Source organism: Spirosoma humi (assembly GCF_054776575.1).
The window spans coordinates 1081632-1108335 of record NZ_BAAHBR010000008.1; the positions used below are offsets into that span (position 1 = coordinate 1081632).

At 50.4% G+C, this 26704-nt stretch carries 22 protein-coding genes; 11 read left to right on the top strand and 11 right to left on the bottom strand.

Going from position 1 to position 26704, the window contains the following annotated elements; all coding sequences use genetic code 11:
- Positions 1-55: 55 nt before the first annotated feature.
- On the top strand, positions 56-946 hold the full coding sequence (locus ACYU8Y_RS13270; RefSeq protein WP_460937909.1) for a CE1 family esterase: 891 nt from the start codon (positions 56-58) through the stop codon (positions 944-946).
- Between the two features lie 48 nt (positions 947-994).
- Here ACYU8Y_RS13270 and ACYU8Y_RS13275 read toward each other — a convergent pair whose 3' ends face one another.
- The gene (locus ACYU8Y_RS13275; protein ID WP_460937911.1) at positions 995-1261 is read right to left on the bottom strand and encodes a hypothetical protein; all 267 of its coding nucleotides are present in this window, start codon (positions 1259-1261) and stop codon (positions 995-997) included.
- Between the two features lie 262 nt (positions 1262-1523).
- On the opposite strand from ACYU8Y_RS13275, the gene ACYU8Y_RS13280 reads away from it, so the two are divergent.
- The gene (locus ACYU8Y_RS13280; RefSeq protein ID WP_460937913.1) at positions 1524-2054 is read left to right on the top strand and encodes a YbhB/YbcL family Raf kinase inhibitor-like protein; all 531 of its coding nucleotides are present in this window, start codon (positions 1524-1526) and stop codon (positions 2052-2054) included.
- Between the two features lie 78 nt (positions 2055-2132).
- Entirely contained in the window at positions 2133-2999 is an 867-nt protein-coding gene (locus tag ACYU8Y_RS13285; RefSeq protein WP_460937915.1) for a helix-turn-helix transcriptional regulator, read from the top strand.
- Between the two features lie 92 nt (positions 3000-3091).
- Here the strand turns inward: ACYU8Y_RS13285 and ACYU8Y_RS13290 are convergent, their stop codons facing one another.
- The gene (locus ACYU8Y_RS13290) at positions 3092-4105 is read right to left on the bottom strand and encodes an SDR family oxidoreductase (protein WP_460937917.1); all 1014 of its coding nucleotides are present in this window, start codon (positions 4103-4105) and stop codon (positions 3092-3094) included.
- Between the two features lie 288 nt (positions 4106-4393).
- Between ACYU8Y_RS13290 and ACYU8Y_RS13295 the strand changes: the two genes are divergently transcribed.
- Entirely contained in the window at positions 4394-5473 is a 1080-nt protein-coding gene (locus ACYU8Y_RS13295) for an SDR family oxidoreductase (RefSeq protein ID WP_460937919.1), read from the top strand.
- A gap of 55 nt (positions 5474-5528) precedes the next feature.
- Positions 5529-5978, top strand: coding sequence for a putative quinol monooxygenase (locus ACYU8Y_RS13300; RefSeq protein WP_460937921.1), 450 nt, complete (start codon positions 5529-5531; stop codon positions 5976-5978).
- 38 nt (positions 5979-6016) lie between these two features.
- Here the strand turns inward: ACYU8Y_RS13300 and ACYU8Y_RS13305 are convergent, their stop codons facing one another.
- The 4 genes from ACYU8Y_RS13305 to ACYU8Y_RS13320 form a co-directional block, all read right to left on the bottom strand.
- A complete protein-coding gene (locus ACYU8Y_RS13305; RefSeq protein ID WP_460937923.1) occupies positions 6017-7291 on the bottom strand; it encodes a DUF4249 domain-containing protein in 1275 nt (424 codons plus the stop codon).
- Positions 7292-7342: 51 nt separating this feature from the next.
- Positions 7343-9754 carry a TonB-dependent receptor gene (locus tag ACYU8Y_RS13310; RefSeq protein ID WP_460937925.1) on the bottom strand — a complete coding sequence of 804 codons (2412 nt, stop codon included), beginning with the start codon at positions 9752-9754 and terminating at the stop codon, positions 7343-7345.
- An 80-nt stretch (positions 9755-9834) separates the two neighbouring features.
- Entirely contained in the window at positions 9835-11001 is a 1167-nt protein-coding gene (locus tag ACYU8Y_RS13315) for a DUF4249 domain-containing protein (RefSeq protein WP_460937927.1), read from the bottom strand.
- 111 nt (positions 11002-11112) lie between these two features.
- Entirely contained in the window at positions 11113-12183 is a 1071-nt protein-coding gene (locus tag ACYU8Y_RS13320; protein WP_460937929.1) for an acyltransferase family protein, read from the bottom strand.
- Between the two features lie 656 nt (positions 12184-12839).
- Here ACYU8Y_RS13320 and ACYU8Y_RS13325 point away from each other — a divergent pair.
- Complete coding sequence (locus ACYU8Y_RS13325) at positions 12840-15968, top strand: SusC/RagA family TonB-linked outer membrane protein (RefSeq protein WP_460937931.1); 3129 nt, start codon at positions 12840-12842, stop codon at positions 15966-15968.
- Positions 15969-15989: 21 nt separating this feature from the next.
- Positions 15990-17414, top strand: a complete 1425-nt coding sequence (locus tag ACYU8Y_RS13330; protein WP_460937933.1) for a SusD/RagB family nutrient-binding outer membrane lipoprotein — start codon at positions 15990-15992, stop codon at positions 17412-17414.
- A 218-nt stretch (positions 17415-17632) separates the two neighbouring features.
- Here the strand turns inward: ACYU8Y_RS13330 and ACYU8Y_RS13335 are convergent, their stop codons facing one another.
- Positions 17633-18091: a hypothetical protein gene (locus ACYU8Y_RS13335; protein ID WP_460937935.1), complete on the bottom strand. Its 459-nt coding sequence runs from the start codon at positions 18089-18091 to the stop codon at positions 17633-17635.
- Positions 18092-18486: 395 nt separating this feature from the next.
- On the opposite strand from ACYU8Y_RS13335, the gene ACYU8Y_RS13340 reads away from it, so the two are divergent.
- The 4 genes from ACYU8Y_RS13340 (at position 18487) to ACYU8Y_RS13355 (ending at position 21547) form a co-directional block, all read left to right on the top strand.
- Positions 18487-18843 (top strand): hypothetical protein, encoded by a 357-nt coding sequence (locus tag ACYU8Y_RS13340; protein WP_460937937.1) that lies wholly within the window; start codon positions 18487-18489, stop codon positions 18841-18843.
- Between the two features lie 115 nt (positions 18844-18958).
- Complete coding sequence (locus ACYU8Y_RS13345) at positions 18959-19495, top strand: hypothetical protein (protein WP_460937939.1); 537 nt, start codon at positions 18959-18961, stop codon at positions 19493-19495.
- Positions 19496-19506: 11 nt separating this feature from the next.
- A complete protein-coding gene (locus tag ACYU8Y_RS13350; RefSeq protein ID WP_460937941.1) occupies positions 19507-20316 on the top strand; it encodes a hypothetical protein in 810 nt (269 codons plus the stop codon).
- 40 nt (positions 20317-20356) lie between these two features.
- The gene (locus ACYU8Y_RS13355) at positions 20357-21547 is read left to right on the top strand and encodes a S8 family peptidase (protein WP_460937943.1); all 1191 of its coding nucleotides are present in this window, start codon (positions 20357-20359) and stop codon (positions 21545-21547) included.
- Between the two features lie 117 nt (positions 21548-21664).
- Here ACYU8Y_RS13355 and ACYU8Y_RS13360 read toward each other — a convergent pair whose 3' ends face one another.
- The 4 genes from ACYU8Y_RS13360 to ACYU8Y_RS13375 all read right to left on the bottom strand — a co-directional run bounded on the left by ACYU8Y_RS13360 (position 21665) and on the right by ACYU8Y_RS13375 (position 26685).
- On the bottom strand, positions 21665-22906 hold the full coding sequence (locus ACYU8Y_RS13360) for a serine hydrolase (protein ID WP_460937945.1): 1242 nt from the start codon (positions 22904-22906) through the stop codon (positions 21665-21667).
- A gap of 175 nt (positions 22907-23081) precedes the next feature.
- Complete coding sequence (locus ACYU8Y_RS13365; protein ID WP_460937947.1) at positions 23082-23648, bottom strand: DUF4256 domain-containing protein; 567 nt, start codon at positions 23646-23648, stop codon at positions 23082-23084.
- A 258-nt stretch (positions 23649-23906) separates the two neighbouring features.
- Positions 23907-24809 carry an SAM-dependent methyltransferase gene (locus tag ACYU8Y_RS13370; RefSeq protein ID WP_460937949.1) on the bottom strand — a complete coding sequence of 301 codons (903 nt, stop codon included), beginning with the start codon at positions 24807-24809 and terminating at the stop codon, positions 23907-23909.
- Positions 24810-25032: 223 nt separating this feature from the next.
- Positions 25033-26685 carry a Na+/H+ antiporter gene (locus ACYU8Y_RS13375; protein WP_460937951.1) on the bottom strand — a complete coding sequence of 551 codons (1653 nt, stop codon included), beginning with the start codon at positions 26683-26685 and terminating at the stop codon, positions 25033-25035.
- Positions 26686-26704 lie beyond the last annotated feature (19 nt).

Consider the following 26704-nt stretch of genomic DNA (forward strand, 5'->3'; position numbering starts at 1 on the left):
CCCGTTTCATCGACTGCCCCTATCGTTCTGTCACATCACTATTTCGCCCGTATCCATGTCGATCCGTTCAACGCCGTTTGCTGTATTCATGATAGTAGCCGCGCTGATTTCCCATTTAGCAATAGCGCAGCTTAAGCACGATTCGCTGCTCATCGAGGGGAATTATCGAGTCTTTCACTTTAATCAGCCGACGGCTTCGCTCAATAAACCCAGCCTTATTTTTGTGTTGCATGGGTCGGGTGGGGATGGCCAGGGCATGATGAAGGCGACGGGAAAGATGGAAGAGCAGGCAAAGCAGGCCAACACCCTGGTGGTGTATCCCGACGGCTATAAACGCTACTGGAATGAATGCCGAAAGGCTTCACCAGCTCAGGCCAATCGGGAAGATGTAAACGAGCAGGCTTTCTTTCAGGGCATGATTCAGTATTTTCATCAGCACTACGGCGTAAATACAGATCATGTGTTTGTGGTTGGAACGTCGGGCGGTGGGCACATGGCCTACAAACTGGCGCTTACGATGCCCCTCGCTTTTCGGGCGGTTACGGCCATCATTGCCAATCTGCCAGACAGTACGAACATGGATTGTGTACCAACGGGTAAACCGGTGGCCATGATGATTATCAATGGTACTGAGGACCCGATCAATCCCTACCTCGGTGGCCGGGTCGTTTTAGGCAAAAATATGGACATGGGCGTTGTGCAGTCGACTGACCGCACGCTGGCGTACTGGGCTGGTCTGGCGCATTATCAGGGAAAGCCCGCGAAGGAGACACTCCCTGACGTTGACCCGCAGGATGGCAAAACAATCGAACGGTATACGTACCAGGCGGCAGGGAAGCCAGATATTGTTTTGTTAAAAGTTATCGGCGGTAAGCACGATTACCCCAATGACGTGGATGTGCATGTAGAAGCCTTGAGGTTCTTTCTGCATCAGATTCAGCACTGATGAATGCCGATCTGTCAAGGGTGTGTGCCGTGATAACAGGTTAAGCGATCAAACGAGGTTTCGTTTTTGCAGCTCCTGATTAATAGCTTTTCGCTTTTTCCCGTACTCAGCCAAAGCCGGAATCAGTGCCCAGGTCGTAACGCCTATCAGATAAGTCTGAAGGACAAATGCCATGCCCAACATGAGTACCATCAGGAGTAGCAGAACGCCACCCAGTTGCTGGTTTCTGGTCTGCTTTGTCAACAGATCTTTGCTGGATAGCTGCGCTAGCGTTAGTTGATCGTAGGCACAGGAAGTTTTTAGTAGCGTTTGCATAGTTCTTTACTGATTCAGTAGAACCAAAGCTACCGAAGCAAAAGCTAACCCGAAGGGCAAAAGGGGATGAAAGGGAAAAGAGGAGGTTGATCGGTTAAGGCGTCCCAATTGATCAGGTACGTTAACTGACGTGCCTGTTCCCTTGTCAAAGGTTGATCAAACAATGAACGTTTAGCAACACTTTTTGATCGGAATCCTATCAACGGCTGCCCTGCTGCCTGTCTACCTTTGTTCTGTACTATAAACACAAACAAAGAAGGACATGACAGCATTAACCGCAGCTTCTGTACGTGGCAGCCAGACAACGGCACAAGCCTTTACGTTAAAAAGCGATGAGCTTGGGGGGCAGTTAACCAACAAACAGTATTTTAACGGGATGGGCTTTTCGGGTGAAAATCAGTCACCTCAATTGTATTGGAAAAATCCGCCAGCGCAAACGCAGGCCTTTGCCGTAACTATGTATGACCTGGATGCTCCAACCGGAAGCGGCTTATGGCATTGGGTTGTCTTTAATATTCCGCCTGATGTACAGGAACTTAAATCAGGGGCTGGGGACGCTGACAGAAACTTACTACCCGAGGGGGCTGTGCAAAGCAACACCGATATGGGAACGCCCGGCTATGTGGGTGCCGCCCCGGCGGAAGGCCCTGCCCACCGTTATCTGATCACAGTGCATGCGCTGGGAAATAAGCTGGAACTGGATAAACATGCCACGCCGGCTCTGGTGGGATTCACCATGCATTTTGCTACGCTGGCTAAAGCGTCGTTGCTGGTTTACGGGCAAAAGCAATAAAAGATTTTGATGGGAGTTTATCCGGCGTTGGTACGGTTTTTAGGTAGCTTCTTTACCGATTTATAACTAGTCAGGCAGATGAATGCACACACCCTACAGGCCGATCGGCAGTCCTACGATTCAATAGCTGAAACGGAATCTATGTCTATCTTCCGGTATGTCTCCGAAGCCGCCAGCGTCAAGAACCGGATTACACTCCACCAGAACTTATTCAGTTTTCTGCTGGAAGGCGAAAAGACGGTTCATTACGCCGGTACAAGCGTGCGAATCAAGCCCGGTCAGTTTTTACTGCTTTCTGCCGGAAACTGCCTGATGAGTGAGAAGACGGCAGCAGAGGCCGGAAGTTATAAAAGCATTTTGATCTCCTTCGATAATAAAATGCTGGCCGATTTTTTTGTCCGGCACTCGACAATGTTCCAGACCCGGACCAGCCAATTCCATGAGGAGCCCTTTCTGTGTTTTGAAAAAGACGCGTTTCTCGGTAATTTCATCGAATCGCTTGCGCATATGCTTGGCACCGGTCAGCCCATATCACCGGGTATGCAGCGGATTAAACTGGAGGAATTGTTGCTGCACCTGAGCGAAAACTATCCAGGACGGTTACAAAAGCTCCGTACGATGAGCCAGGAAGCGGGCGATGAAATTCTTGTCCGGCAAGCTGTAACCGCCAACATTGATCATCCTGTTACGGTAGAAGAACTGGCATTTTTGTGCCACATCAGTTTATCCACGTTTAAGCGGAGGTTTTCCAAAATTTATGGGACTTCACCCAATAAATGGTTACTGGAAAAACGAATGCAGAAAGCAGCCCTGTTGCTTAAGCAGGAAAATTATAAGGCCAGCGAAATTTACTACGAGCTTGGTTACGAAAACCTGTCCAGTTTCATCCAATCCTTCAAGCAGGTATATGGAATCACCCCCAAGCAGTATCAACTAGCGACTTAAGAAAGGGCTCCGGGGCATTCGCTTAAAGAATAAATACAGTAAAGCCGCGTCGGTGATGATCCGACGCGGCTTTACTGTTCGTTACGAGACTATTACGGCTGGCCACCCCCACCGGCCGCTCCATACACCTGACCTGTAGCATAGCTACCATCACTGGCCGCCAATTGAACGTAAATAGAAGCCAGTTCAGCTGGTTGACCGGGCCGACCCAGGGGCGTATTCCCCCCAAACGTTTTCAGCTTCTCCTGCGTAGCCCCACCACTGGGTTGCAAGGGTGTCCAGATAGGTCCCGGCGCCACCCCATTGACCCGAATGCCTTTGGGACCAAGCTGTTTGGCCAGTGATTTGACAAAATTCATGGTAGCCGCTTTTGTCTGGGCATAGTCGTATAAGTTAGGCGAAGGGTCATAGGCCTGCTCGGACGTTGTGCCGATAATGGCTGCTCCAGGAGGCAAATGAGGTAATGCCGCTTTAATGATCCAAAAAGGGGCATAAATATTGGTCTTCATCGTCGCATCGAAATCCTCCGAAGAAACATCGAGGATAGACTCCCGACTTTGTTGCCGGGCGGCATTACTAACCAGAATGTCGAGCCCGCCCAATCCTTTCACAGCTTCGTCGACCAATCGTTTGCAGAAAGCTTCATCACGGATGTCACCCGGTATGGCAATTGCTTTTCGGCCTTCCTTTTTTATCAAATCGATCACTTCCTTGGCATCGGGTTCTTCAGCCGGTAAGTAATTGATGGCCACATCGGCGCCTTCGCGGGCATAGGCAATGGCTGCGGCTCGGCCCATTCCCGAATCTCCACCGGTGATCAGTGCTTTTCGGCCCTGCAAGCGTCCCGACCCTTTGTAGCTGGTTTCTCCATGATCGGGGCGAGGGTCCATTTTGCTGGCCAGGCCCGGCCAGGGTTGCGGCTGGGCTTTAAAAGGCGGCTTCGGATACTTGGTGGTCGGGTCGACAAGAGGGGCCGCAGCAGTCATACCAGGGGCCTCCTCCGGCAAAGAACTGGCAAAAACCGGAGCGGCTACCACTGTAGCCGCCAATCCGCTGCCAAGGCCGCCAATTACCTGGCGCCTGCTTATTGGGTGATCATTGATCATGATTGTATTCAGTTGTTGAGTATACGTTATGATAGACTATAGCTCCTATAGAATAAAGGTTAACTAGTGGTGCTAGACGAAAGTTAGATTTTTGACTGTATTTAATGCAGTTGTTAAGGAATGGGGAAAACTAGACCGCCTGCCTGATTTTTGTCCGGCCTATTGATCAACGTGGAACTGACGACGCACCACACAGAAATAGAGAATACTGAACAGAATCCGTGGTTTATCACTTTAGCTAAAGAAGGGTATCCTTTACAAGATGAATCCGAAAATTCACGTTTAGCTATGGAGAAAAAAGCATTGGTCGTTGGTGTCAGTGGTATTACGGGTAGTAATCTGGCCGAGAGGTTACTCGCCGAAGGATGGACCGTGTATGGGCTGGCCCGTAATCCCCAGACAGACCTGGGTGGCGTGATCTCTATCGCAGCGGATCTCCTGAATACGGACAGCCTGACCAGCGCCCTGTCCGACGTTAATGCGACGCACGTGTTTATAACAAGCTGGATGCGTAAGGAGACGGAAGCTGAAAACATTCGGGTGAACAGCCTGATGGTTCGTAACCTGCTGAATGCGGTTGCGCCAAAGAAAACGGTACAGCATGTGGCCCTGGTAACCGGACTGAAGCATTACTTGGGGCCGTTTGAAGCCTATGCCAAAGCGGGCACATTACCCATGACGCCGGTGCGGGAAGAACACCCCAGACTGGACATCGAGAATTTCTACTATGCTCAGGAGGATGAGGTGTATGCGGCTGCTGAGCGGGATGGGTTTACCTGGAGTATTCATCGGCCGCACACGGTTATTGGCAAAGCCGTTGGCAATATGATGAACATGGGAACAACGCTGGCGGTATATGCCTCCATTTGTAAAGAAACCGGCAGGCCTTTCCAATTTCCGGGTTCCGGCGCGCAGTGGAACGGGCTGTCTGATGTGACGGATGCCCGGGTTTTGGCTCAGCATATGATCTGGGCGGCAACCACCGAGGCTGCCCGTAACCAGGCGTTTAACGTTGTCAATGGCGATGTATTCCGCTGGAACTGGCTGTGGCAACAGATTGCTGACTGGTTTGGTGTCGAAGCCAGGGGATTTGACGGTACTATTCACCCGCTGGAAACGGAGATTGCTGCCGATGGGCCGCTATGGAGCGACATAGCTTCCAGGTATACCCTGAAAGAACCGAAGCTGGACCGTCTGGCTTCTGCCTGGCACACGGATCTGGATTTAGGCCGCCCCCTCGAAGTGATGACGGATATGTCAAAAAGCCGCAAACTGGGTTTCACCGTTTATCAGGATACCCGGGCATCTTTCTTTGATCTGTTTACTACGCTTCGCGAGGAGAAGCTGATTCCATTTTCGCCAGTCTGATGCACCAATCGTAAGAAAACGAATATCGAACAGCACATAAAAATTATCTCGACAAATGAATAAGCCAAACGCAGATTTTAGGGCCAAAGCTCATACGTCACTCGCCACGTTTCTAACCCTGGCCTTAATGGTAGTCAGTTACTATACAGCTTCAGCCCAACAGCCAAAGATGATGGTCCGTCTTTCTGAAATTGAAATAGATCCCGCTCGCCTGGACGAATACAAAGCCATTCTAAAAGAAGAATCGGCGGCATCGGTAAAACTAGAGCCGGGGGTGATTGCCATCTTTCCCATGTATCAAGCCGAAAACCCTACATCGGTACGAATCTTGGAGATGTATGCTGACAAGTCTGCTTATGAACAGCACTTAAAAACACCTCATTTTCAAAAGTACAAAACGACTACGCTGGGCATGGTAAAATCACTGAAGCTGGTGGATATGGAGTCGGTAGATCCCGCGGCAATGCCCGTGATCTTTAGAAAACTAGCTGAAGCCAACCGATGAGCTTTGGCAACAATCAGATACGGTGATTAGGCAACCCATCAGTCTCGCCAGCCAAGGGGCTTAACCGGCGTTCGGTTTGGGCTGGAAATGCACAAGGCCGTGGGTGGACGAACGGGACCCCCGTAAATTAAGATCTGAGGTACATCCCGAGGCCCTATAAATGGAGGAGAAGGCTCTCCATATGGTAAGCGCAGGTTAAGCGCATAAAACAACTCTTGATTCCCTTCCACAGGTCCTCCAATAGCTCCGTAAGGTAGACCACGGGTATCCTTGCGGTCAAGCCAGTAAGGAAAGGAGGATACGCCTGATGCCGTGAAATACCCGATAACCGGCTCACGCTGGTTTACCTCATTTCGCACATTGCCTACCAGAGCCGTTGGGGGAGCATCGGAGAGGCCACCAGTATTTTGGGTCTGCTCCTGAAACAGTTTGAAATATCGATAGGCGTCCGGCGTCAGAGACGATTGCCGAATCTCGATCAGACAGGGCTGCCGGGTGTAAAAAGGGATGTGGGCTACTAACCGGTTGGCAATCTGACCGCCGTTACTGTACTGATCGTCGAATACGTTGAGGGTGTAGCTATGAAGGATTTCCCAGCACTGGGTTCGGCAGGCATAATCGTAATAAAAATCAGTGCTAGGAACGAATGGCCTGCCAAATTCGGTGGTATTAGCAGGAGTAGGCGCTGGCGTAAAGCAATCTTCATAAAGTGAATCGCCAGATACAAAGTAGCTATTGTCTCGATAAACACCGGGTAAGACATTATTGACCGCATATACGCCCTTTTTACAGGTACGGCACCAATCCTGCTTTTCGTAATCGTTCCAGTCCCAGCGGTAGTAATTGCGTTGATCAGCCGGGTCTTGGGTGTCCATATACAGATCATGTCCGGCAGAATAACCATTTAGTTGATTAGCGGCCAAACTAGTTGGATTGAATTGAGCGCGAACCGCTGTAATAGGCGGTACAGCCGGCATTATTTGTGGGGTTGATGTATACTTTGTTCCGTCAGAAAGCACGAAACGTAATTGGTAACTGTGGCCCGTTTGGCCCCTGAAATCACTGGGCAGTTGATAACTACCATCCGTAGTCTCATGAGCTGCAATGACCTGCACTGAATCGACCAAGACCTCCACGGTCGCTTTGGTAATGGGAACGGAACCGGCTAATCCGGAAACGGCCTTCGATCGATTCAGCCGAATAACTTGCAGTTCTGCCAGATTGGTGATCGTTCCGTCAACAACGATTACATCGAGTTTATCGAGAAGAACGAGGTTTTCGGGGTCTACACAGGCAACAAAAAGCCAGGACATGGCTAGATAACAGCAGGCAAGTCGGTAGAAGGATAGCATACCGTTTCTGTTTTACTTAAATTCAAAATTGTACGTCAGGCTGGGAATGGGTGCCCCGAAGATGCTGAGCCGATACGGGTTTGTGGCTTGCCCCTCCGTTCGATAAAAGATCGAATAAACATTCTTCCGGCCGTAGAGATTGTACACCGTGAACGTCCAGTGGCCCTGCCAGCGCCGGTTCTTCATGCTCGGACTATAGATATTCCAGGCAAAATCCAGTCGGTGATAGTCGGGCAGCCGATACTGGTTGCGCTCGTTATAGTAAGGATACGTCCGGCCCTGATAGCGAATAAAGCCTTCCGGTGCCGTGTAGGGGCGGCCTGAACTATACGAAAAGTTAAAGGAAAAGCTGTGCGTTCGGCCCTGGTTAATGGTCAGGCTCATGTTCAGGTTGTGCGGACGGTCGTAATTGGCGCGATACCAGTCACCCCGGTTAATCTGCTGTTGAAAATCAACGCCCTCGTTAACCTGGTTCAGCGTACGGGCAAAGGTGTAGTTGACCCAGCCCGTCAGTTCCCCTTTCTTCTTGGCCACCATGACTTCCAGCCCGTAGGCTTTGCTGCGGCCAGGTAACAACTGGGTTTCAGGGTAGGGTTGCAGAAGGAAATCAGCCCCCGGCTTGTAGTCCAGAATGTGCTGCGTCGTGCGCCAATAGAGCTCTGCCGAGACTTCGAAGATGTTGTTTTTCGAGTTTCTGAAATAGCCCGCCGACCATAACTGGCTTACCTGCGGCTGAATGTGCGCATCCGCCGTTTTCCAGCGCGAGGTAGGCAGGGGCGTGGTCGTGTTGGTGATCACCTGCAAATATTGCCGCATCAAATTATAACCAAGCTTGATGGATGAATTGGACGTCAGGGCATAGCGAAGGCCCAGCCGAGGTTCTAGCCCACCGTACTGCTTGGTTACCTGCCCGGCTCCGTATACCGTAGAATCCACCACGGTCGTAGCATCAATTACTTCACTATTTGCCGGTCCGTCGTTACGGTACCGGCGAACAATGGATGGACCCAGATTCAAAAAATGCGAGTAACGCAGTCCAGCCGACACGGCCAGTTTATCGGACAACCTGATCTCATCTTCGGCATGAATGGCTAGCTCCAGCGCATTTTCAAGGGGCGTTTTCTGGTAGTTGACCGACTGGCTGTTGCCGGGTATCAATTCGCCGGGGTTCAACCGGTAATGGGTACCACTAACACCCAATTCAATTTTTTGGTTGGTTAACTGATAGTTCAGGTTTGACTTGATCTGTCGTTGTAGCAGCGATTGTTTGAGGTCAACTTTGTTGTTGGTACTGTCTTCGGTGGATATGATGCGGGGAATGTACTGGGCCACCAAGGCCGTTGTCTGCACATTAACCCGGTCATTGAAGGCGTGAAACCAGCGCACCATGCCATTGGCGGTTTGCTGGGCGTATTGTGTATTGATCGCATTCACATTAGCCAGGCTGCCCAGCAGATTGGTCTGAAACAAATCCTGGCTATAATAGCCCATCGCCGTTACGGTGTTCTTATCATTGATCCGCCAGAAAAGTTTGGTTGTCCCATCGCCAAATTTGGCCCGGATGTTATCGAAACGGGGCGAAACGGCCCTGAGTAGAAAATCGTTAAACGCCCCGCGCCCCGAGACCAGCAGGGCCAGTTTACCTTTAATGATCGGGGTTTCGATCGTGAGTCGATTTGCCACCAGACTGACGCCACCCGTCAGGCTAAATTGATTCAGATTGGGGTTGCGCAGGCTGATGTCCAGCACCGAAGCCGCTCGCCCGCCGTAGCGAGCCGGTACATTTCCCTTGTAAAGATCAAGCCCACTAACGGCATCGGGGGGAAAGACGGAGAACAGGCCGAACATGTGGGTGGGATTGAAAATGGGCGTATCGTCCAGCAGAATCAGGTTTTGATCGGTGGTGCCCCCCCGGATGTTGAGCCCGTTGGCGGCTTCGCCCACACTAGTCACACCGGGCAGCATTTGCAAACTGCGCAGAATATCCACTTCACCCAGGGCTGCGGGCATCTTTTTGAGGGTAGCGATATTGATCTGACTGACGCCTAACAGGGGTTGACGGATATTGCGGTCGTACCCTTTACTGGTCACGATGACCTCTTCCAACTGGCTGGATACCGACGGTAAATTAATCGTCAAGGTCCTGTTGTCCCGCAGATACAGGGTCGTTCGGAAAGGCACATACCCCAAGCTTCGAACGACCACGATATGCTGACCCGGCTGGGTCGTTATGGCAAAGAGACCTTGCGCGTCAGTGTAGGTGCCCTTTGTCGACTTTTCGTAATCCAGCACCACAGCCGCCCGAACAATGGGAACTCCGCTAGCTGAGTCACGAACGACACCGGAGAGCGTATAGGTAGTTTGGGCAAAAAGGGGGTTCACTGATAAAATAAAGACAAAGCCAAACAGTAGGCGTGATAGCATAGGCCAGTTCGTACGTTAATAAATGTAGGAGGTAAATAAGTCTTTATAAAGTACTCATTGTTGGCGGATATAATTAAAAATCAGTCTCGCCAGCCTTCGGGTTTAAAGGGCGTTCGCGTGTCACTCGAAACACAAACGGCCAGGGGAGGGCGGTTCCCCATTGGCGGTTCATTGGTTGGGTCATGGCTGTTCAGGGCCCGGAATAAGCCAGGAGTAGTGCCCGTTGCATCACTGCGGGTCAACCAGTACCGAAGGGAAGAAACACCTGATACGGTAAAATAACCGACCACGGGCTCATTTTTCTGCGCCACGTTATACACATTACCCACTAGCAAAGCAGGCTGACCACCGGCCACGCCACCCGTAGTCTGGGTCTGGTCGTTCAATCGTTTCAGGTAGTCGTAAGCCGGTTTCGTCAAGGAGCTTTGTCTAACTTCGACCAGGCAATGCTCTTTTGAATAAAGCGGTATTTGACCAATGGGCAGACTTTTGATCAGATTGCCATTGCTATACTGGTCGCTGAATAAAACCAGGTTGTGGCTGTAAATAATCTCCCAGCAGTCTGTCCGGCAATTGTAATCGTAATTAGGGAAGGAAACATTCAATGTATTATTGACACAATCTTCAAGTAAGTTGCCCTGAGGATCCCTGATCTCATAGAGTCCTCGCTGGCAACTGCGGCACCACTCCTGGCGTTCCCAATCGAGCCATTCCCAGCGGTAATAATTGGTTTGATCAGCCGGGTCGGTAAAATCCACGTAGAAATCGTGAGCGGCTGTGTAGCTGTTGTTCAATCGCTCCGTTCCGGTTAAACTGGTGGGGTTGAATTGAGCCCGGACTTGCCCGATAGGAGCCACCGGCTGTAGTTGCTCCGGGGTCGATTCGTAGCGGGTACCATCCGACAAGGTAAACTTGAGCTGGTAAACATGACCGGCTTTTCCCTTGAAGTCAGCGGGTAGCTGATAGCGACCATCGGTGGTTTCTTCGGCCATCACTACATCAGTTGAATCAATCATGATCTGTACGGTAGCCTTCGTGACGGGTAAGTAACCAAACCGGCCGGTGAGTTCATCGGCTTTAGAGCGATTAAGCCGAATCAGCTGCGTCTCTGCTTTGTCAGTAAGAGTGCCATCAACAATCAGGACATTCAACGAACTATTGATCGTGGATTCTGTCGGATCAACACAGGCAAACAGGCTGAAGCTAATGCTTAAGTAAATCACCAACTTCACTGCCAATGAGCGCATATATAGCTAAAAACAATCCATCTGGTAAAGAAGAAATGTAGCCTGATCTACTTTCAGTTACATCTTATTTAACACGATGCTCAGGTCTCTTATAGGCTTTAAAGAGATCGATTACCGACGGCTGGTCAAATATCGTCGGATGGGCTCATCATACAGGAGCAGCACCAGATAAGCGAACGCACTCAGAAAAATGGTCCCGGTAACCACAATCAGTGATAGATGCAGCGTGTCCGGTTTATGGCTGGCCAGGTAGCTCCCGAAGATCCACATAGCCCCGTAGTGGGTCATATAAAGCGGATAGGAAAGTTTGCCCAGAAATACGCACAGTTTTTCCAGGCCACGGGATAGGGTAGCCCCTGCTCCAGCCGCAATCAGAACGGGGAAATAGACCAGCACAATGAGCGGCTCGGTCAACCAGTTCCATCTGGTATAGGGCATGAGAAAGGCCAGCACGAGCAACACCGAGATACCTAAGAAGCCAAGGTTATTTTTTAGAATCCAGTTGGCTCGGTAAATGAATAACCCGACCAGGAACGAGTACGCTATCCGGGCACCGCCATCCCAGAAGTTGCTCCCGGTCCAACCGCCCAGCAGATTACCTGCCCGGTAGCTAACCAGGCACAGAGTTACGGCCGCCAATACGATTAGTATGGATAGATAACGACGGCTGACGCGGTATAGGACAAGGGCATAGATGATATTGGCCACGTATTCCCAGAATAATGACCACGCCGGCGCATTAAAACTAAACAGGTTGAACGCCCGCTCTTTCAGGATGGGTAGCGGGATGAGGCATATTGAGCAAAGGAACGTCAGCAACAGGGTTGCCCGATCAACTAAACCGGGCTGAGCCGCAAAGGGGTCGAACAGATACCCCAGCAAACCTACTACCGATCCGAAGAGGACCAGGGGGTGCAAGCGAATCAACCGCATGGTAAAAAACGCTGCGAGCCCTACTTGACGGATTCGGTCGTCATAGGCGTAGCCGATGACAAAGCCCGACAAGCAGAAGAAAAAATCGACGGCTAAAAAACCGTGGGCAATGAAATTCTGACTGGCATCGGGATATACCCACTCCATAAAATGAAAGATAACGATGGCCAGGGCCGCCACTCCACGCAATCCATCCAGAATAGCGAAGTGGGGTTTTGTGCTTGTGGTTGCCGAATTTAGTTCTCCCATGCGGTTGCGTCTTCACCTGAAACCGACGCAAATTCTGTCATATCTTCCTGAGTCGGCACGGCCAAAGATAACTTTAAATGGAAAGAGCCTGGTTAAAAATTGTAGGCGATTGATTGTTGTAGAGCCGCTTTCAAAAATGTGCTTATCGATTTGGGTTTCCAGATACGCGGAGGAAAAAGCAGATTCTTCGTCGGTAACGGCGACGCAAAATAGGAGCATATCGTCAAGCGTTTGCTGTTAATACGTATATAGGTAACCGTAAATAAATTCCTCTTTTTTAATCTCAATAACTACGGATAATCTCCTCATCCATTCCATCTGGCTCCAGTTCGTTCAACGCGTTCGATCATCCATGAGCAACGGTCGAAATTGGCGATAGAGTACGCAGATTTCCTGTACGAAAGAGCGCTTCTAAAGCCTTAGACTCGAACGTAAATGGCCGCTTTGTGTACGTGATTTTCTGAGTAGAAATCGTTATCGACCCTAAGTAATCAAGAAGCTTAAATCCTGGTGATGTTAATGAATAAATCGTAGGCGTAGATTATTTTAAATTATACAGAACAAAATTTGTTTATTTAAAAGTTTGGCAAAATTTTTATTAGGTTATAAATTTGTCACTTTACTCGTTCCTATTATTTGTTAACAACTAGTCAAACATGAAGAAAATCTTACAGGTCTGTATGGTGCTGACTTTGCTACTCTGTTCGTCGCTCGTTAGGGCGCAACAGGGCGAAGTGAGCGGAATTGTTTCTACGGATGGAGATGGTACGGCCCTGCCCGGCGTAAACGTATCCGTAAAGGGCACCACAACCGGAACCTTGACTGATGCCGACGGGCGTTACACGCTTCGGGTGAATTCAACGAATGCTGTCCTGGTGTTCAGCTACATTGGGTATGAAAACCAGGAGGTTGCCGTTGGTAGCCGCCGGAGTATCAATGTAACTCTGAAACAGGATAACAAGGTGTTGAATGAAGTGGTGGTGACCGCGCTGGGTATTAGCCGCGACAAGAAAGCACTGGGCTATGCCGCGCAGAGCGTAAACTCAGAGCAGCTTGTCCAAAATCACCAGACCAACCTAGTCAATGCGCTGCAGGGTAAAGTAGCCGGGGTAACCATCTCCAGTACGGGCGGTGCCCCTGGGCAAGGTGCCCGGATCCTGATCCGCGGCATAAACTCGATCGATGTAAGCCGCGATAACCAGCCGCTTTTTGTGATCGACGGTATTCTGCTCGACAACAGTACGAGTACGGGGACAGCCAATTCGGGAGCCGATGGCCGGGGCATGACAAACCGGGCCGCCGATATTAATCCGGACGATGTTGAAACCATCAATATTCTGAAAGGTGGCGCTGCAACGGCTCTTTATGGCCTTCGTGGGGCCAATGGTGTCGTGGTTATTACCACCAAGTCGGGGAAAGCGGGCGCCCTGCGCGCTAACTACAGCGGCACATACGGGTTTGAAAATGTCAATAAATACCCGGAGGTGCAGGATAAATACACCATCGGCTGGCAGGGACAGTATGATCCGCACAGTTTCTGGCCTTCGTTTGGCCCTACCGTAGCCGACGCGATCAAAATTGACCCGACGCACCCGGCTAAACTGTACAATCAGTTTAAGGATGCGTATAATACCGGAAAGCAGTTCCAGAATAACCTGTCTTTTTCGGGTGGTACGGACAAAATCAACTTCCTGTCGTCGATTTCGCACTTAACGCAGGATGGTATCATTCCCTTCACGAACTACGGAAAGTTGTCGGCTCGGCTGAATATGAACGCCAAATTTAGTGACAAGTTCACCACGGGCGTTAACCTTAACTACATTAACTCCGGGGGCAATCGCTACAACGCCGGGAGTTACAGCGAACAGCTGAGTTACTGGTCTCCGCGCTACGATGTCCGGGATTACCTGAAACCCGATGGTACCATGAATACGTATTCCGGGGATAATTCGAACCCGATCTATACGGCCATGACCAATAAATTCAGAGATAACGTAAACCGCCTGATCGGTGGCGTAAATTTCGTCTATTCGCCGTTGAGCTGGCTTACGCTGAATTACCGGGCGGGTCTGGATACCTACTCCGACGATCGGCTGGGCACGGCCCCCGGCCCCACAGGCATAGCGGGCGAGTACATCTCCAGCGATAACGATAGAGGCTTTATTAATCAGTATCATACGAACTTCAGAGCAATTACCTCGACGTTCGCAGCCAGTGCGACGCATAAATTCGGTCAGGATTTTAACACTACCCTCCGCGTTGGGCACGACTTGTACGATCGGAAAATTCGCGGATTTGGCGCAGAAGGCACCGAACTGACAGTATACAACTATTTCGACCTGCGGAATGCCAAAACCGTGGTGCCCACCCAAAGCGCCGAAGATTATCGCCTGATGGGGATATTTGGTGAATTGACGATGGATTACCGGGATTACCTTTACCTGACGCTAACGGGTCGGAATGACATTACCTCGTCGCTTCAGGCACCGAATAACTCCTTCTTCTATCCATCCGTAAGCCTTGGGTACTTGTTTTCGCAGCAGTTCAAGTTGCCTCAGTTCATCAGCATGGGTAAACTCAGAGCCTCTTACGCCAAAATCGGGAAAGATGCCGCTCCCTATTCGACAGCTACGGGCTATGCGTCCTACCAAAGTTTGCCGTCTGGTTTGACCGGCTTCACAAGAGGTGCCTTACTCGGAAATCCAAGTCTGCGGCCAGAATTTACGGATACCTTCGAAGGTGGTCTGGAAATGAGTTTTCTGAATAACCGTTTAGGTCTCGATCTAACCTATTACAATTCAACGAGTAAAGATCAGATCATTCAAGTGAATGTGTCGTCGGGTACGGGCTATGTGAGAGCGGCCATCAACTCGGGCCAGATGCGCAACCAGGGTATCGAACTTATTCTGCGGGGCACACCCGTCCGGACGGGTAAGCTGAACTGGGACGTAAATCTGAACTTCTCGGCTAACCGGAACAAAATTCTCAGCATTCGGGAGGGCCTGACCGAAATAAGTTACGCATCAGAATTTGGGTATGCTAACTCGACGGTAACCATGAAACTGGTGCCAGGGCTGGCCTACGGGAATCTGTATGGCCGGACCTACCAGCGGTATTATGCCAATGCCAGCGAAGACAATTCGACGACGGTGGATAAAAGCCGCCCGATCGTGATCGGTGCCAACGGTTTCCCGGTTATCGATACCAAACAGCGCTTGCTGGGCAATACGCAGCCAAAGTGGATTGGTGGTATGACGAATACCGTGCGCTATGGCAACTTCACACTGACGGCTCTGGTAGACGCCCGCGTGGGTCAGGATCGGTACAATCAGATGGGTAACTTCTTCTCGGCGTTCGGCATTGCCAAATACACTGAAGACCGCAATGACGTCAAGGTATTTGACGGCGTGCTGGCCAACGGTACCCCAAATACCAAGGCGGTTTGGTTAGGCCAGGGCAAAGGGCCGGATGGCGTCGATTACGGTAACGGGTACTACCGGAACGTGCACCGGGGCGTGTCCGAAAACTTTATCGAAGATGCCTCCTGGGTTCGCGTTCGTTCGGTCGGGTTATCGTATAATCTGCCAACGTCGATACTCAAAAAGTCATTTATCAAAAATGCGCGGGTGGGCGTAACGGGGAATAACCTGGCCTTGTGGACCAAATATACGGGCTACGATCCGGAGGCAACCACCACCAACAGCGGCAGTAATGTAGACGGTTTCGCTGGCTTTACGTATCCGGCCGTGAGAAGCTTCCTGTTTACGCTGAACGTTGGATTTTAATTCATTTCTTTTCCGATTCTAATGAAATCATACACAAAACGATATACACTACTGATTCTGACGGCGTTCGTGATGAGCCTGCTGAGCAGTTGCAAGGATTACTTCGATCTTAACAGCAATCCAAACCTGATATCCAACCCGCCGTTGGCATCGTTCCTGTCGACCACGACCCAGAAGACCGGCCTGAATTCACAGCGGGTTGCCGGGATCACGTCTTACTTCGTGCAGTATTTGGCCAGTCCAAGTACGGCCAGCCCGACCGATACGTACCAGAGTACGGATTATACGAGTACCTGGGATGCCGTTTATTTTGGCATGGCCGATTTATACGACATGAAAAAGTTTGCTCAGGAACAGGGCGCATCGGAGTACGTGGGCGTGGCGGATGTCATGTTATCCTACCACCTGACGCTCATTGCGGATATGTTTGGCGATGCGCCGTTCTCGGATGCATTTGCCGGTACCACCCTTACGCCCAAATACGATACGGGACAAACGTTATATTCGACGGCTCTTTCCTTGCTCAATGAGGGGATTACGGAATTGGCCAAGACGGATTCGAAGCTTAAACTAAGCGCGGCTAATGACCTGATTCACAAAGGTAGTACGGCTGCCTGGAGCAAGACTGCCTACATGCTGAAAGCCCGGATGCTGACGAAAGTGTCGAAGCAGGGCACTTATAAAGCCGCTGACGTACTCGATGCCGTATCGAAGTCATATACGTCCAATGCCGATGATGCACAGATGGCCTCGTTTCTGCTACGGAATCCCTGGGCACAGGTAGCCCGCGACAATGCCAACTTGTTGCTGGACGGGTGGCTTTCTGCCCAGCTGATCAATCAGTTGAACGGCACCACCTACGGTGTTTTTGATCCGCGAATCGAGAAGATTACCGACAAAACCGTCAACAACGATTACAAAGGAACCATCAATGGCCAGGGCAATGTAGGGGCGGCCAATACCATCAAGGATGAGAATTACATCTCCCTCAATTCGCCCCTTACCGGCGATGCATCGCCCCTGCTGATTGCGACCTATGCCGAGTTGAAATTTATCGAAGCTGAAGCGGCTTTCAGGGCGGGAGACAAAGCCCGGGCATATGCCGCTTATCTGGCCGGTATTCAGGCGAATATGGATAAATACGGCGTTGCCTCGGCTACCCGTGATACTTATCTGGCCAATCCGGTGGTGGCTGTCGGCGCAACGGCGCTAACGATCGATCTTATCTTCAAGGAGAAGTACGTGGCTACTTACCTCAATCCGGAAGCCTGGAATGATGCCCGCCGGTATGATTACCAGTACAAAGGGTTTAAGTTACCGGTAAACGCGGCATTGCCTACATTCATTCGGCGGGTAGCGTACCCAAGTGGCGAAACCTCCAAAAATGGCATCAACGTGCCGACCGAAGTGGCGCTGTCCGAACCGCTCTGGTGGGATAAAAAATAAGTCGGTTTAGCGTTTCTCAACTAAAAAATGTGCCCCTGGTCTGACCAGGGGCACATTTTTTAGTTGAGACATAACGGATTAAGTAAGCCACGTTTTCGGTTTAGGATTTTTTTACTTAGAGCGTCTTTGGCCTAACCCGGAGGCTAGTCGTCATTAGGTATAAGTCCACAATAGATCGTTTCGTGACTTAAAATTAACCTGTGGTAACAACTTTACTATTAGACTTTAATTTTCGAATATTCTCTTTTCAATTCATCTATAAAGTCATCTAGATAAATTTCAAAGGACTCATCGCTGCTAGAACTTTCCGTCTTTTCATTGAATATAATTTTGTTCATCTGAGAGGGAAACATCGAAATATATTTATGATTACTGTAAGATATCTTCAACAGATCGTTGGCCTCCTTGAAAACTTTTAAAGTACCTACATACTGATCTTTAAAATTTATAGGCAGATAGACTGTTTCGGCAACATCCATCGTTTTGACTGCATTTCCCCAGTCAACTAATAAGTTTTTTAAACTTATTTTGACCTTTTCTTCGGTTTCCTTATTTGGTAAAAATTCGTAATCTACTACGAAGTAATACGTATCAAAATACCGATCTATTTTGAGTTCTGGAATACAGACATGAAGATCATCATGGAAAGCTTTATCTTCTTCGAATGTTATCGTCATTTTTTAGGAGTGCGTTAAATAGATTATTTGTTTAATAAGGTTGAACTGTTTGACAAACTTATTAACTCATAATAAGACTTTCAACAGCACATTCAACTCATTTTTAATTACTTAGCAGGGCCATGTAAGTCCAAATTTGCTGAATCAATCACAAAAATCGGTCCCTTTAGCTCAACATTTTGGTACGTTATGCTACGCTATAAGTGACTGGTAGTGAACAGCTTTGTAGGCGATTTTGCTTGAAGTAGACTATACTAAATATATATATCAATTCATCATTCAACAAAGTATGGTTTTATCGCCGATGAATCAAAAAGTGCATAGGCTAATTGTGAATTTACGTAGCTATGTCAAGTTAATTAACGCCCTTCCCTATAACCAAATCGATTAAAACTATGGCAAAGATTAGTTTATCAAAATCGGAATTAGCTGTATTAGATGCGCTAATAGCCGAGATGCAGGAAAGTGAAGGTACAGGTACCGCTACTCCTCAGGAAGTTGACGTATCGGCTCAGGCAATGTTCATTGGGGCCATTGCAAAAGTCGTTGCTAAAGCGGCCGGTATTGCTGCCAAAGCAACGCCCATTGCGGTTAAGGCAACACCCATGGTGATGCAGGCCGTTGGCCGTGTCCGATCGGCCCAGGCAGGTCCGGAAGGAGTAGAAGCGGAAGCAATGAATAGTTTGCTTAGCGAAGATGGAGAAACCTTGTCGGTTGATAAGCTTATTGCTTTGCGCAAATCGTTTAACTAATTAGTCTATCTAATCCAGGTTTCAGGCAGTTTGCTCTGTTAACAAAAAATAGGGCGAAGGGCAAACTGCTGCCTGGTAGATTCCTGTACTCGGATGTCAACTGCATTGATGAGCTATGGCTATTCCTCTTCTCTCTGTCTACGAAATTTTAGTTGCCAGCCTGTTTATCATTTGGTTTCTGGTAACTGTTGTCTGTCAATTTTCTCACTGGAAAGTGGCGGCAAAAATACGGTCGCTTGATTTCATGAGTCTCGTGCCTTTATGGACCTTTTTTGCGCCGAATCCGGGCAAGCAGGATTACCATCTGCTATACCGGGACAAACAACCGCAAGGCGGCCTAAGTGACTGGGTCGAGGTTGATTTGCAGGAAGAAAGATACCTCTACACATGTGTCTGGAATCCTGACAAGCGGGATAAAAAGGTACTCTCCGATATTGTTCAGAACCTGGCCGTCTTTGGCGTGAACGGACCGATTGACCTTAAATCGCTATCGATCACGCTGCCTTATCTCCTTATCTTAAAGTTTGTATGCACCCAGGCACTACCCTCTGCTCAACCAGCGTACAGGCAATTCATGCTGGCCGGTTCTTTTGGGTATGAGTCCGACAGTGCACCGGAGTTTATTATGCTATCGATGTTTCACCCCTTGTAACGGATCAGCTAATGGCTACAGTAACTATTTATAACATGATGTTCTCGGTACTGGCGCTGGGTATATTTATCTCGTCGCTGGAGTACCTGGTCAAGGTTGATGTTTTCGCTGATAATGGCCTGTTGTCGTGGAATATTGTTCAGATTGGCTGGCACAAGCGGGTTCGATATGGGCTGATTGGGGCGTTGCTCGCCAGAGTTTATTCTAAAGGTGGATTAGCTATACTATTTTCGCTACGTCTGCTGCTACTGGTGTTTGCCTTTTTTTCTGCTTCCGGATCACCGGAATGGTGGGTTGCCATCGTACTGCTGGTCATTAATTTGCTCGTCACATCCATGATCACTTTCTATGGCAGCGATGGATCTGACCAGATGACGGTTACATTACTCATTACGTTTGGCTTGTGCTGTACGCCGTTTGCTACGCCCAAGCTGTTGCTTATCGGGATTTGGTTTATTGCGCTGCAATCGTGTCTTTCCTATGCCGCTGCTGGAATTGCCAAGCTGGTATCCCGGGAATGGCAGTCAGGAACAGCCGTTTGCGCTATCTTTTCTACCAAAACATACGGTTCACGCTGGGCTGCACGGTTGCTCAAAAAGCGTCGTGGACTCAATATCGTTCTTTGCTGGAGTGTTATTCTTTTCGAAACCCTATTCCCGTTATGCCTTTTTCTGCCCTGGCCCTATGCGCTCATTTTTCTGGTCTGGGGCTTCACATTCCACATTCTCAATGCCATCGTTATGGGCCTAAACTCGTTTCTATGGGCGTTTTTGGCTACTTATCCGGCCATTCTGTTCGTTAATCAATACCTGACTGCGTAATCCTTGTCCCGTTTTTCTACCCTTTAACATTACATGTACCATGAATGAAGAGTATATTATTCTCCGCACCCCATCAGTTTCCACGCGCGATATCTTTTTAGGTAAAGCGTCTGGTTTCAGCCCGCTGGGCACCCCTGAAGCCACTGGTCTGAAAGTTGAGGTAACGACCCTCAGCAAAAATGATTTAGCTGATGTATCCCGCGAAAGGGATGTCGTGGCTTTTGCCATGGATATTCCCATAAAATTAATCGCGCCCCAGGCCGTAGAGGACGTGCTGCAGCCAGCGGCACCAACTACGGCCTGGGGCGTCAAGGCTGTGGGCGCCGATACATCGCCTTTCTCTGGTGACGGCATTGTGGTATCCGTACTCGATACCGGCATCGATGCCGCACATCCGGCCTTTGCCGGGGTAGAGCTTCTTCAGAAAGATTTCACGGGTGAGGGCGATGGAGACCAGCATGGGCATGGTACCCACTGTGCCGGAACCATCTTTGGCCGCGATGTCAATGGGAATCGGATCGGGGTAGCTACTGGCGTTAAAAAAGCGTTGATCGGCAAGGTGCTGGGCAGCAGTGGGGGCGGGTCCAAAGGAATAATCAACGCCATTAACTGGGCTATGCAGAATGGCGCTAACGTCATATCGATGTCGCTGGGCATCGACTTCCCCGGTCTGGTCCGGCGGTTGCAGGACGAAAACGGGCTGGCTCCCGAAGTGGCCACATCCATTGCCCTGGAAGGCTATCGGACAAACGTAGCGCTGTTCGAAAAGATGGCTCAGCTTGTCCAGGCCAGCAACGGGTTCTTTCAGCCTACGGTAATCGTGGCAGCTGCTGGCAACGAAAGTGGCCGGGATGCGACCCCCCCGTTTGAGATCGCCGTTAGTCCACCCGCTGTGTCGGATGGGTTTATTTCGGTAGCGGCTCTGGGACAAAACGGTCAGAAGTTTTCGGTTGCGCCCTTTTCGAACACGGGTGCTATCGTTGCCGGACCGGGCGTAGCGATCCTGTCTGCCAAACGGGGTGGAGGCTTAACCAATATGAGCGGTACAAGTATGGCCACACCGCATGTTGCCGGCATAGCGGCTCTTTGGGCTGAACAGCTCAAAACCAATGGCCTGTTAACGCCTTCCGTGCTCAAAGCGCGGCTGATTTCGTCCGGTACCACGAGTGGCCTGGTCACTGGTTTCGATCCGTTCGATGTGGGAACGGGTATGGTTCGGGCTCCTCAGTAAATCTTGATCTCCCGGCGTATTGAAAGACCGGAAACGGCTGGCTCACGTGTACTGGTGGGGCTGGCCGTTTCCGGTCTTGGCTTTTTTTGTGGTGACTGTTTTTCGGTGCCAGGGACTTTATTTCCGTTTGGCTGAAACTTCGTGGCCATTTTGATGTAAAACAAGTTTGGTCACGTCCCCTTTTTTGTTCCTGAAAAAAGTGACCGATGCGTCCACCGCCCGGTAGAAAAACTTGCTTTCCGATTCGGCATATACCGCCAGGTATTGCTGGCCAGTGAGTTTGATAAACAGTTGATCGCCTTCTAGTTTCACGTCAAACTCCTGCCCAGCCTGAATTTCATAAACGCCTACATAACGTTGCAGGGTTTGCACGGGGACAACGATGGCTTTTTCCGTAGGGGCTATTTTTACCGAAGGATCGAAGAAGTGTACGCCCAGGTCATCGACTGATCGATCGGAGTTGTTCAATATGGTAATGGCCTTGTTGGTTTTCCGACTGAAGCCGGTAAACGATGTGTAGCCTCCGGTACCTCCGTTATGCCAGAAAAGCTGATCCGTATTGACAGCCTGAATATGCCAGCCCAACCCCATCTGGATGTCTTTGGCGACTCTACGGTGAGGCTGTTGGGTAAGTTCCATGGCTGGCTTCAGGGATGAAGGGAGTAAGCCCATTTCGGCCTTTACGTAGCGCATCATATCCTCGGCGGTAGACCGGATGGCCCCTGCCCCTGCCAGTACACCAAAATCCCAGTGAGCTACGGGACTGGAGTCGGAGTGGCCACTAGTTAAGTTGGCGCTGACGTTCAGGGTACTGGTTTCCGTCATGTTCAACGGCTTACAGATGATATCCTGTAGCATCTGCTCGTAGCTTTTTCCCGTAATCAATGTTAACGCGTGCCCCAGAAGTCCGACACCCAGATTTGAGTACTCGTACGTACCAACCGCTCGTTTGAGCTGATGCGTGTTCAGAAAAGCATACAGCTCTTTCAGGCCGTAGTCAGCGTAAGGGTTCTGTGGGTCTTTCGGCTTCAGATTACTGGGCAATCGGGGAAGGCCGGAGGTATGAGTGGCCAGATCGATCAACGTAATTGGCTGGCCATTGAAAGAAGGCATGTTGACCGAATCAGGCAGAAATTTTTGAACGGGATCATTCAGGTTGACGGTACCAGCCACGACCAGCTCGGCCAGCAATAGAGACGTGAACGTTTTGGTAATGGAGCCTATCTCGAAAATGGATTGTTTTGTAATGGGTTGCTTGTCCGTGCCGTTGGCCAGGCCGTAAACGAAGTAGTCTTCCTGGCTATTAACCAGGGAAGCGACTACGGTTCCTACAGATGCTTTGTTGTTAATTTGACTCATCACAGCCTGTTGTATAGTTCGTTTAACCGAATCGGAAGCGACTTGAGCGACCAGATCAGGTCTACTTAGAAACAGGCAACTTATCAAAAGCAGACGGTGAACCTTATTTTTCATTAGGTAATGGTTAGACGTCCCACGCAAACAAGAATTACTGGCCCATGGGAACTACCCAGCCTTAGAGTTTCAGATAGCCCCGAAATCCCCGGACCCCATAATATGACTCGGCACCGTTGTGGTATACGAAGACCTGACCGTAACGACAATCCCCAAAAATGGCGCCCCCCAGCGTTCTGATTTCGGAAGGGGTCTGCAACCAGCTCGACGTTTTAGTATCGAATTTACCCAGTTGCTGCAAGGCTCGATACTGGTCTTGTGTTAATAGATCAACGCCCATTGCTGCCGCCATATCGACCGCGTTCGTTTCGGGTTTGTGCTCCTTGCGTGATTCCTGTGCCTGGCGGTCGTAACATACACTTCGGCGGCCTTTAGGACTTTCTGGAGAACAGTCGCAGAAAAGGTACTCACCCGTCTTTTCATCCTGGCCAATAACATCGGGTTCTCCGCCTGTTTTCTCCATTTCGTAGAGTGACGCTAGTTTGTCGGGCGCTGCCTGCAGCTTAGCGGCTATCGGAGTCCACTGCATACCGGCATGGCGGTTGGTATTTTTTTCAAAGCGGGCTTTCAGGGTGCTGATTAATTCTTGTCCTTCTTCAATGGATAGCGACTTGTCAAGTTGATTCATGTTGCTTTCTTTTTCTGCGAGATAGGTTTAGGATACGAAAACGTCATTCAACTGGTGATGTACGAATTTAGGCAGAGAATCAGTAAAAATCGTCCAGTAGAATGCTGCGGATACAAAGAGTCCTATGTTGCTGGTGCGCGCCGTATTCCCGTAGCTCATACGCGCAATTAGTGCAGCCGGGACTTGAACAGTCCACTGTATAAAAATAGAAAGAATGCCTTGAGCAGTCAGTAGGGTACCGATTAAATGGCTACAAGCCTATAATTTTTCAAATACCAGCCGATAGTGCTCCATCGTTTCCTGTTGAAAACACACCCGGTTGGGACTAACCCGAAATACGGCAATTAAATCCCGAAAGGATTTGCTGGTCAATAGCTTTGGCACCAGGGAGGCATAGAGCCAGTATTTGTGCAGGTGAAAGGCCCGAAATCGTTTCCGCCACTCCCCGATGGTTTGAATGTAGTCCAGCCGACCGCTGCTCTGGGAGATGAGTTTGAAGTGAGGTTGTGCATTCCGGATGACCTGGTCGGCCCCGTAGGGGAGCCAGGAGCCCGGAAACTGGGCAATCATCAGCGCCAATGCGTACGATGGCGAATCGTGGGGCGCGTCCAGACTAATTTCCTCGAAAGGAATCATATTTTTCCCGAAAACCATAGTTTGGATGTAAGCCCTTCCGCCCTGTGGCAGTAAGTCACTGAGCCTGGCGAAGAAATCGGCGTATACCTGATCCTGCTGACCAGTCTGGTACTGCTCGACCGAACAGAAATGCTCCATGGCACCGACGCTGCAAATGGCGTCGAACGTGCCGTAGTCAGCGGGTGTAATCCGGCGACAATCCTTGATGTCCACTGTCAGGCCGTTGGCTCTGCAGGCTGCGGCCTGGCCTTTGGAAAGGGTTACGCCCTGGCCAATGGCTCCTCGCTCTTTAATGTAGTGCAGAAAAGGGCCCCAGCCGCACCCTAAATCCAGCACCCTGGAACCAGGTCCTATGCCCAGACTGTCGGCTATAAACTCGTGTTTCCGACGTTGGGCCTGCTCCAGCGTAAGTGAAAAATCGCCGTTGTACAACGCCCCGCTATAATCACCGGTTTGCCCCATACTCAGCCGAAAGATTTTATCGATAGTTGTGTAGGTAAAATCGAGGTCTTGTTGAGAAGCCATAAGGGAAAATGTGATCACTACGCTAAACGCAGGTACTGTCTGCCCCATTGATCTGAACCCGCCCGGTTGTGGCGGGTTGAGCCTGAGCGTCAGGACGTAACCCGCTTTCCTGAGCCAAACAGCCAGCTTTTATCAACGCTTAACTAAAGATTGCAGCGGGAAGGCAAAGGACAAGGGGAAGATTAGGGAACGGTCGTGTAGGCGATACTGGCCGGTTACAGGCCTACTCCCCGGCGGCTTGTTCGGAAGCATCCAGTCGGGCCATCTCCAGGTCCAGTCGCCGTTCGGCCGTCCGCAATACCTCGTCGCTGAAACGGTTTTCCCGGGCCAATTCAACCAGCAAAGTCTGCTGGTACTCGCCCAGGGCCCGCTCTGCCGCCCGTAGCTCGCTCACCAGGGAACGCTCGTCAACCGTACCCTGGCCCGTTGCGCTGGGTCCTGATTCGGCTTGCTGTAGTCTGGCACCGAGTTCGTTGACCAAAAGGTGATACCGCCGGGAAAGGGTTTGTTTCAACGTATTCGGCAAGTCTATCGGAAAATCGCTTTCCAGATACCGTAGAGAACGGCTGGCCAGCAGAAACTCCAGGGCCTGATCTTCCCGCGCCTGATCGTTCTGCGGCTCCACCCCCAGCAGCCGGATCAGTAGTGGCAGGCTTAACCCCTGAAGGACCAGCGTAGCCAGAATGACCACAAAAGCTAAAAACAGAATTAGGGTTCGCTGCGGGAAAAACTGACCATTGACCAGCCTGAGGGGCAGCGCCAGCGCCGTCGCCAGTGAGATGACGCCCCGCGTTCCGGTCCAGGCCACAATCAGTACATTCCGCCAGTCCACTTGCGTAGGCGACTCGTCGGTAGCTAAACCACTAGTTGTGGGCCGGTCGGACCACCCCAGTAACTGTGGGTAATAGGTGCTGAAAAACACCCAAAGAATTCGAATCAAAATGGTGACGGCACTTACCACCACGCTGTACAACACCAGTTCTCCAGTCGTATACTGACCAAGGTCGGCTACGATAGCGGGTAGCTGCAAGCCAATGAGAATAAAAACGACCCCTTCGAGCAAAAAAATGGCCGTATCCCAGACGGCTCGGGATTCGAGACGAGCCTGGGGCGAAAAGACTTCGGGTGCCCGGCGAGTTATCAACAGCCCGGCGCTGACAACGGCCAGTATGCCCGACGCCTGTAGGTGTTCGGCAGCCAGATAGGCCAGATAAGGCGCTAATAACGTCAGGCTGGTTTGGATCGTTGCGCTGGTGATTCGCCGGAGTGCCAGCGTCATTAACCAGCCCAGGATTCCCCCGATCAGCAGCCCCCCGCCAGCCAGCACCAGAAATTGCAGACTGGCCTGCCAGAGCACGAAGCTGCCCGTCATGACAGCGGCTACGGCATAGCGATAGGCCACCAGTGCGGAGGCATCGTTGAGCAGGCTTTCCCCTTCCAGAATGGCAATCACCCGTTTGTTGAGGCCCAGCCCTTTGATAATACTATTAGCCGCTACGGCATCCGGGGGCGATACGATGGCTCCCAGCACGAAGGCCATCGGCCAGCTAAAGCCCGGAATCACATAGTAGGCCGCCACGGCCACAGCCGATGTGGTGAAAAACACCAGCGTAACGGCCAGGGTGGTAATGGGGCGAATGGAGCTGGTAAATTCCTGCCAGGCCGTTTTGGAGGCCGCGTCATAGAGCAGGGGAGGCAGAAAAATGAGTAGCGCAACGTCGGGGTCCAAAGCCAGATTAGGCAGGAAGGGCACAAAGCCGATGATCAGGCCGGTTGCTACGAGCAGAATCGGATAAGGCAGCTTGATTTTATCGGCGATAGCCGACAAACCAATCAGAATGGTGAGGATAAAGATGACGGTTTCGAAGTTTGCCATGCGGACAGGGTTTGGCTGA

What these genes read in the sequence shown, in the direction of transcription:
- ACYU8Y_RS13270 (WP_460937909.1), top strand. Translation starts at nt 56, where the DNA reads ATGTCGATCCGTTCAACGCCGTTTGCTGTATTCATGATAGTAGCCGCG.
- ACYU8Y_RS13275 (WP_460937911.1), bottom strand. Translation starts at nt 1,261, where the DNA reads ATGCAAACGCTACTAAAAACTTCCTGTGCCTACGATCAACTAACGCTA.
- ACYU8Y_RS13280 (WP_460937913.1), top strand. Translation starts at nt 1,524, where the DNA reads ATGACAGCATTAACCGCAGCTTCTGTACGTGGCAGCCAGACAACGGCA.
- ACYU8Y_RS13285 (WP_460937915.1), top strand. Translation starts at nt 2,133, where the DNA reads ATGAATGCACACACCCTACAGGCCGATCGGCAGTCCTACGATTCAATA.
- ACYU8Y_RS13290 (WP_460937917.1), bottom strand. Translation starts at nt 4,105, where the DNA reads ATGATCAATGATCACCCAATAAGCAGGCGCCAGGTAATTGGCGGCCTT.
- ACYU8Y_RS13295 (WP_460937919.1), top strand. Translation starts at nt 4,394, where the DNA reads ATGGAGAAAAAAGCATTGGTCGTTGGTGTCAGTGGTATTACGGGTAGT.
- ACYU8Y_RS13300 (WP_460937921.1), top strand. Translation starts at nt 5,529, where the DNA reads ATGAATAAGCCAAACGCAGATTTTAGGGCCAAAGCTCATACGTCACTC.
- ACYU8Y_RS13305 (WP_460937923.1), bottom strand. Translation starts at nt 7,291, where the DNA reads ATGTCCTGGCTTTTTGTTGCCTGTGTAGACCCCGAAAACCTCGTTCTT.
- ACYU8Y_RS13310 (WP_460937925.1), bottom strand. Translation starts at nt 9,754, where the DNA reads ATGCTATCACGCCTACTGTTTGGCTTTGTCTTTATTTTATCAGTGAAC.
- ACYU8Y_RS13315 (WP_460937927.1), bottom strand. Translation starts at nt 11,001, where the DNA reads ATGCGCTCATTGGCAGTGAAGTTGGTGATTTACTTAAGCATTAGCTTC.
- ACYU8Y_RS13320 (WP_460937929.1), bottom strand. Translation starts at nt 12,183, where the DNA reads ATGGGAGAACTAAATTCGGCAACCACAAGCACAAAACCCCACTTCGCT.
- ACYU8Y_RS13325 (WP_460937931.1), top strand. Translation starts at nt 12,840, where the DNA reads ATGAAGAAAATCTTACAGGTCTGTATGGTGCTGACTTTGCTACTCTGT.
- ACYU8Y_RS13330 (WP_460937933.1), top strand. Translation starts at nt 15,990, where the DNA reads ATGAAATCATACACAAAACGATATACACTACTGATTCTGACGGCGTTC.
- ACYU8Y_RS13335 (WP_460937935.1), bottom strand. Translation starts at nt 18,091, where the DNA reads ATGACGATAACATTCGAAGAAGATAAAGCTTTCCATGATGATCTTCAT.
- ACYU8Y_RS13340 (WP_460937937.1), top strand. Translation starts at nt 18,487, where the DNA reads ATGGCAAAGATTAGTTTATCAAAATCGGAATTAGCTGTATTAGATGCG.
- ACYU8Y_RS13345 (WP_460937939.1), top strand. Translation starts at nt 18,959, where the DNA reads ATGGCTATTCCTCTTCTCTCTGTCTACGAAATTTTAGTTGCCAGCCTG.
- ACYU8Y_RS13350 (WP_460937941.1), top strand. Translation starts at nt 19,507, where the DNA reads ATGGCTACAGTAACTATTTATAACATGATGTTCTCGGTACTGGCGCTG.
- ACYU8Y_RS13355 (WP_460937943.1), top strand. Translation starts at nt 20,357, where the DNA reads ATGAATGAAGAGTATATTATTCTCCGCACCCCATCAGTTTCCACGCGC.
- ACYU8Y_RS13360 (WP_460937945.1), bottom strand. Translation starts at nt 22,906, where the DNA reads ATGAGTCAAATTAACAACAAAGCATCTGTAGGAACCGTAGTCGCTTCC.
- ACYU8Y_RS13365 (WP_460937947.1), bottom strand. Translation starts at nt 23,648, where the DNA reads ATGAATCAACTTGACAAGTCGCTATCCATTGAAGAAGGACAAGAATTA.
- ACYU8Y_RS13370 (WP_460937949.1), bottom strand. Translation starts at nt 24,809, where the DNA reads ATGGCTTCTCAACAAGACCTCGATTTTACCTACACAACTATCGATAAA.
- ACYU8Y_RS13375 (WP_460937951.1), bottom strand. Translation starts at nt 26,685, where the DNA reads ATGGCAAACTTCGAAACCGTCATCTTTATCCTCACCATTCTGATTGGT.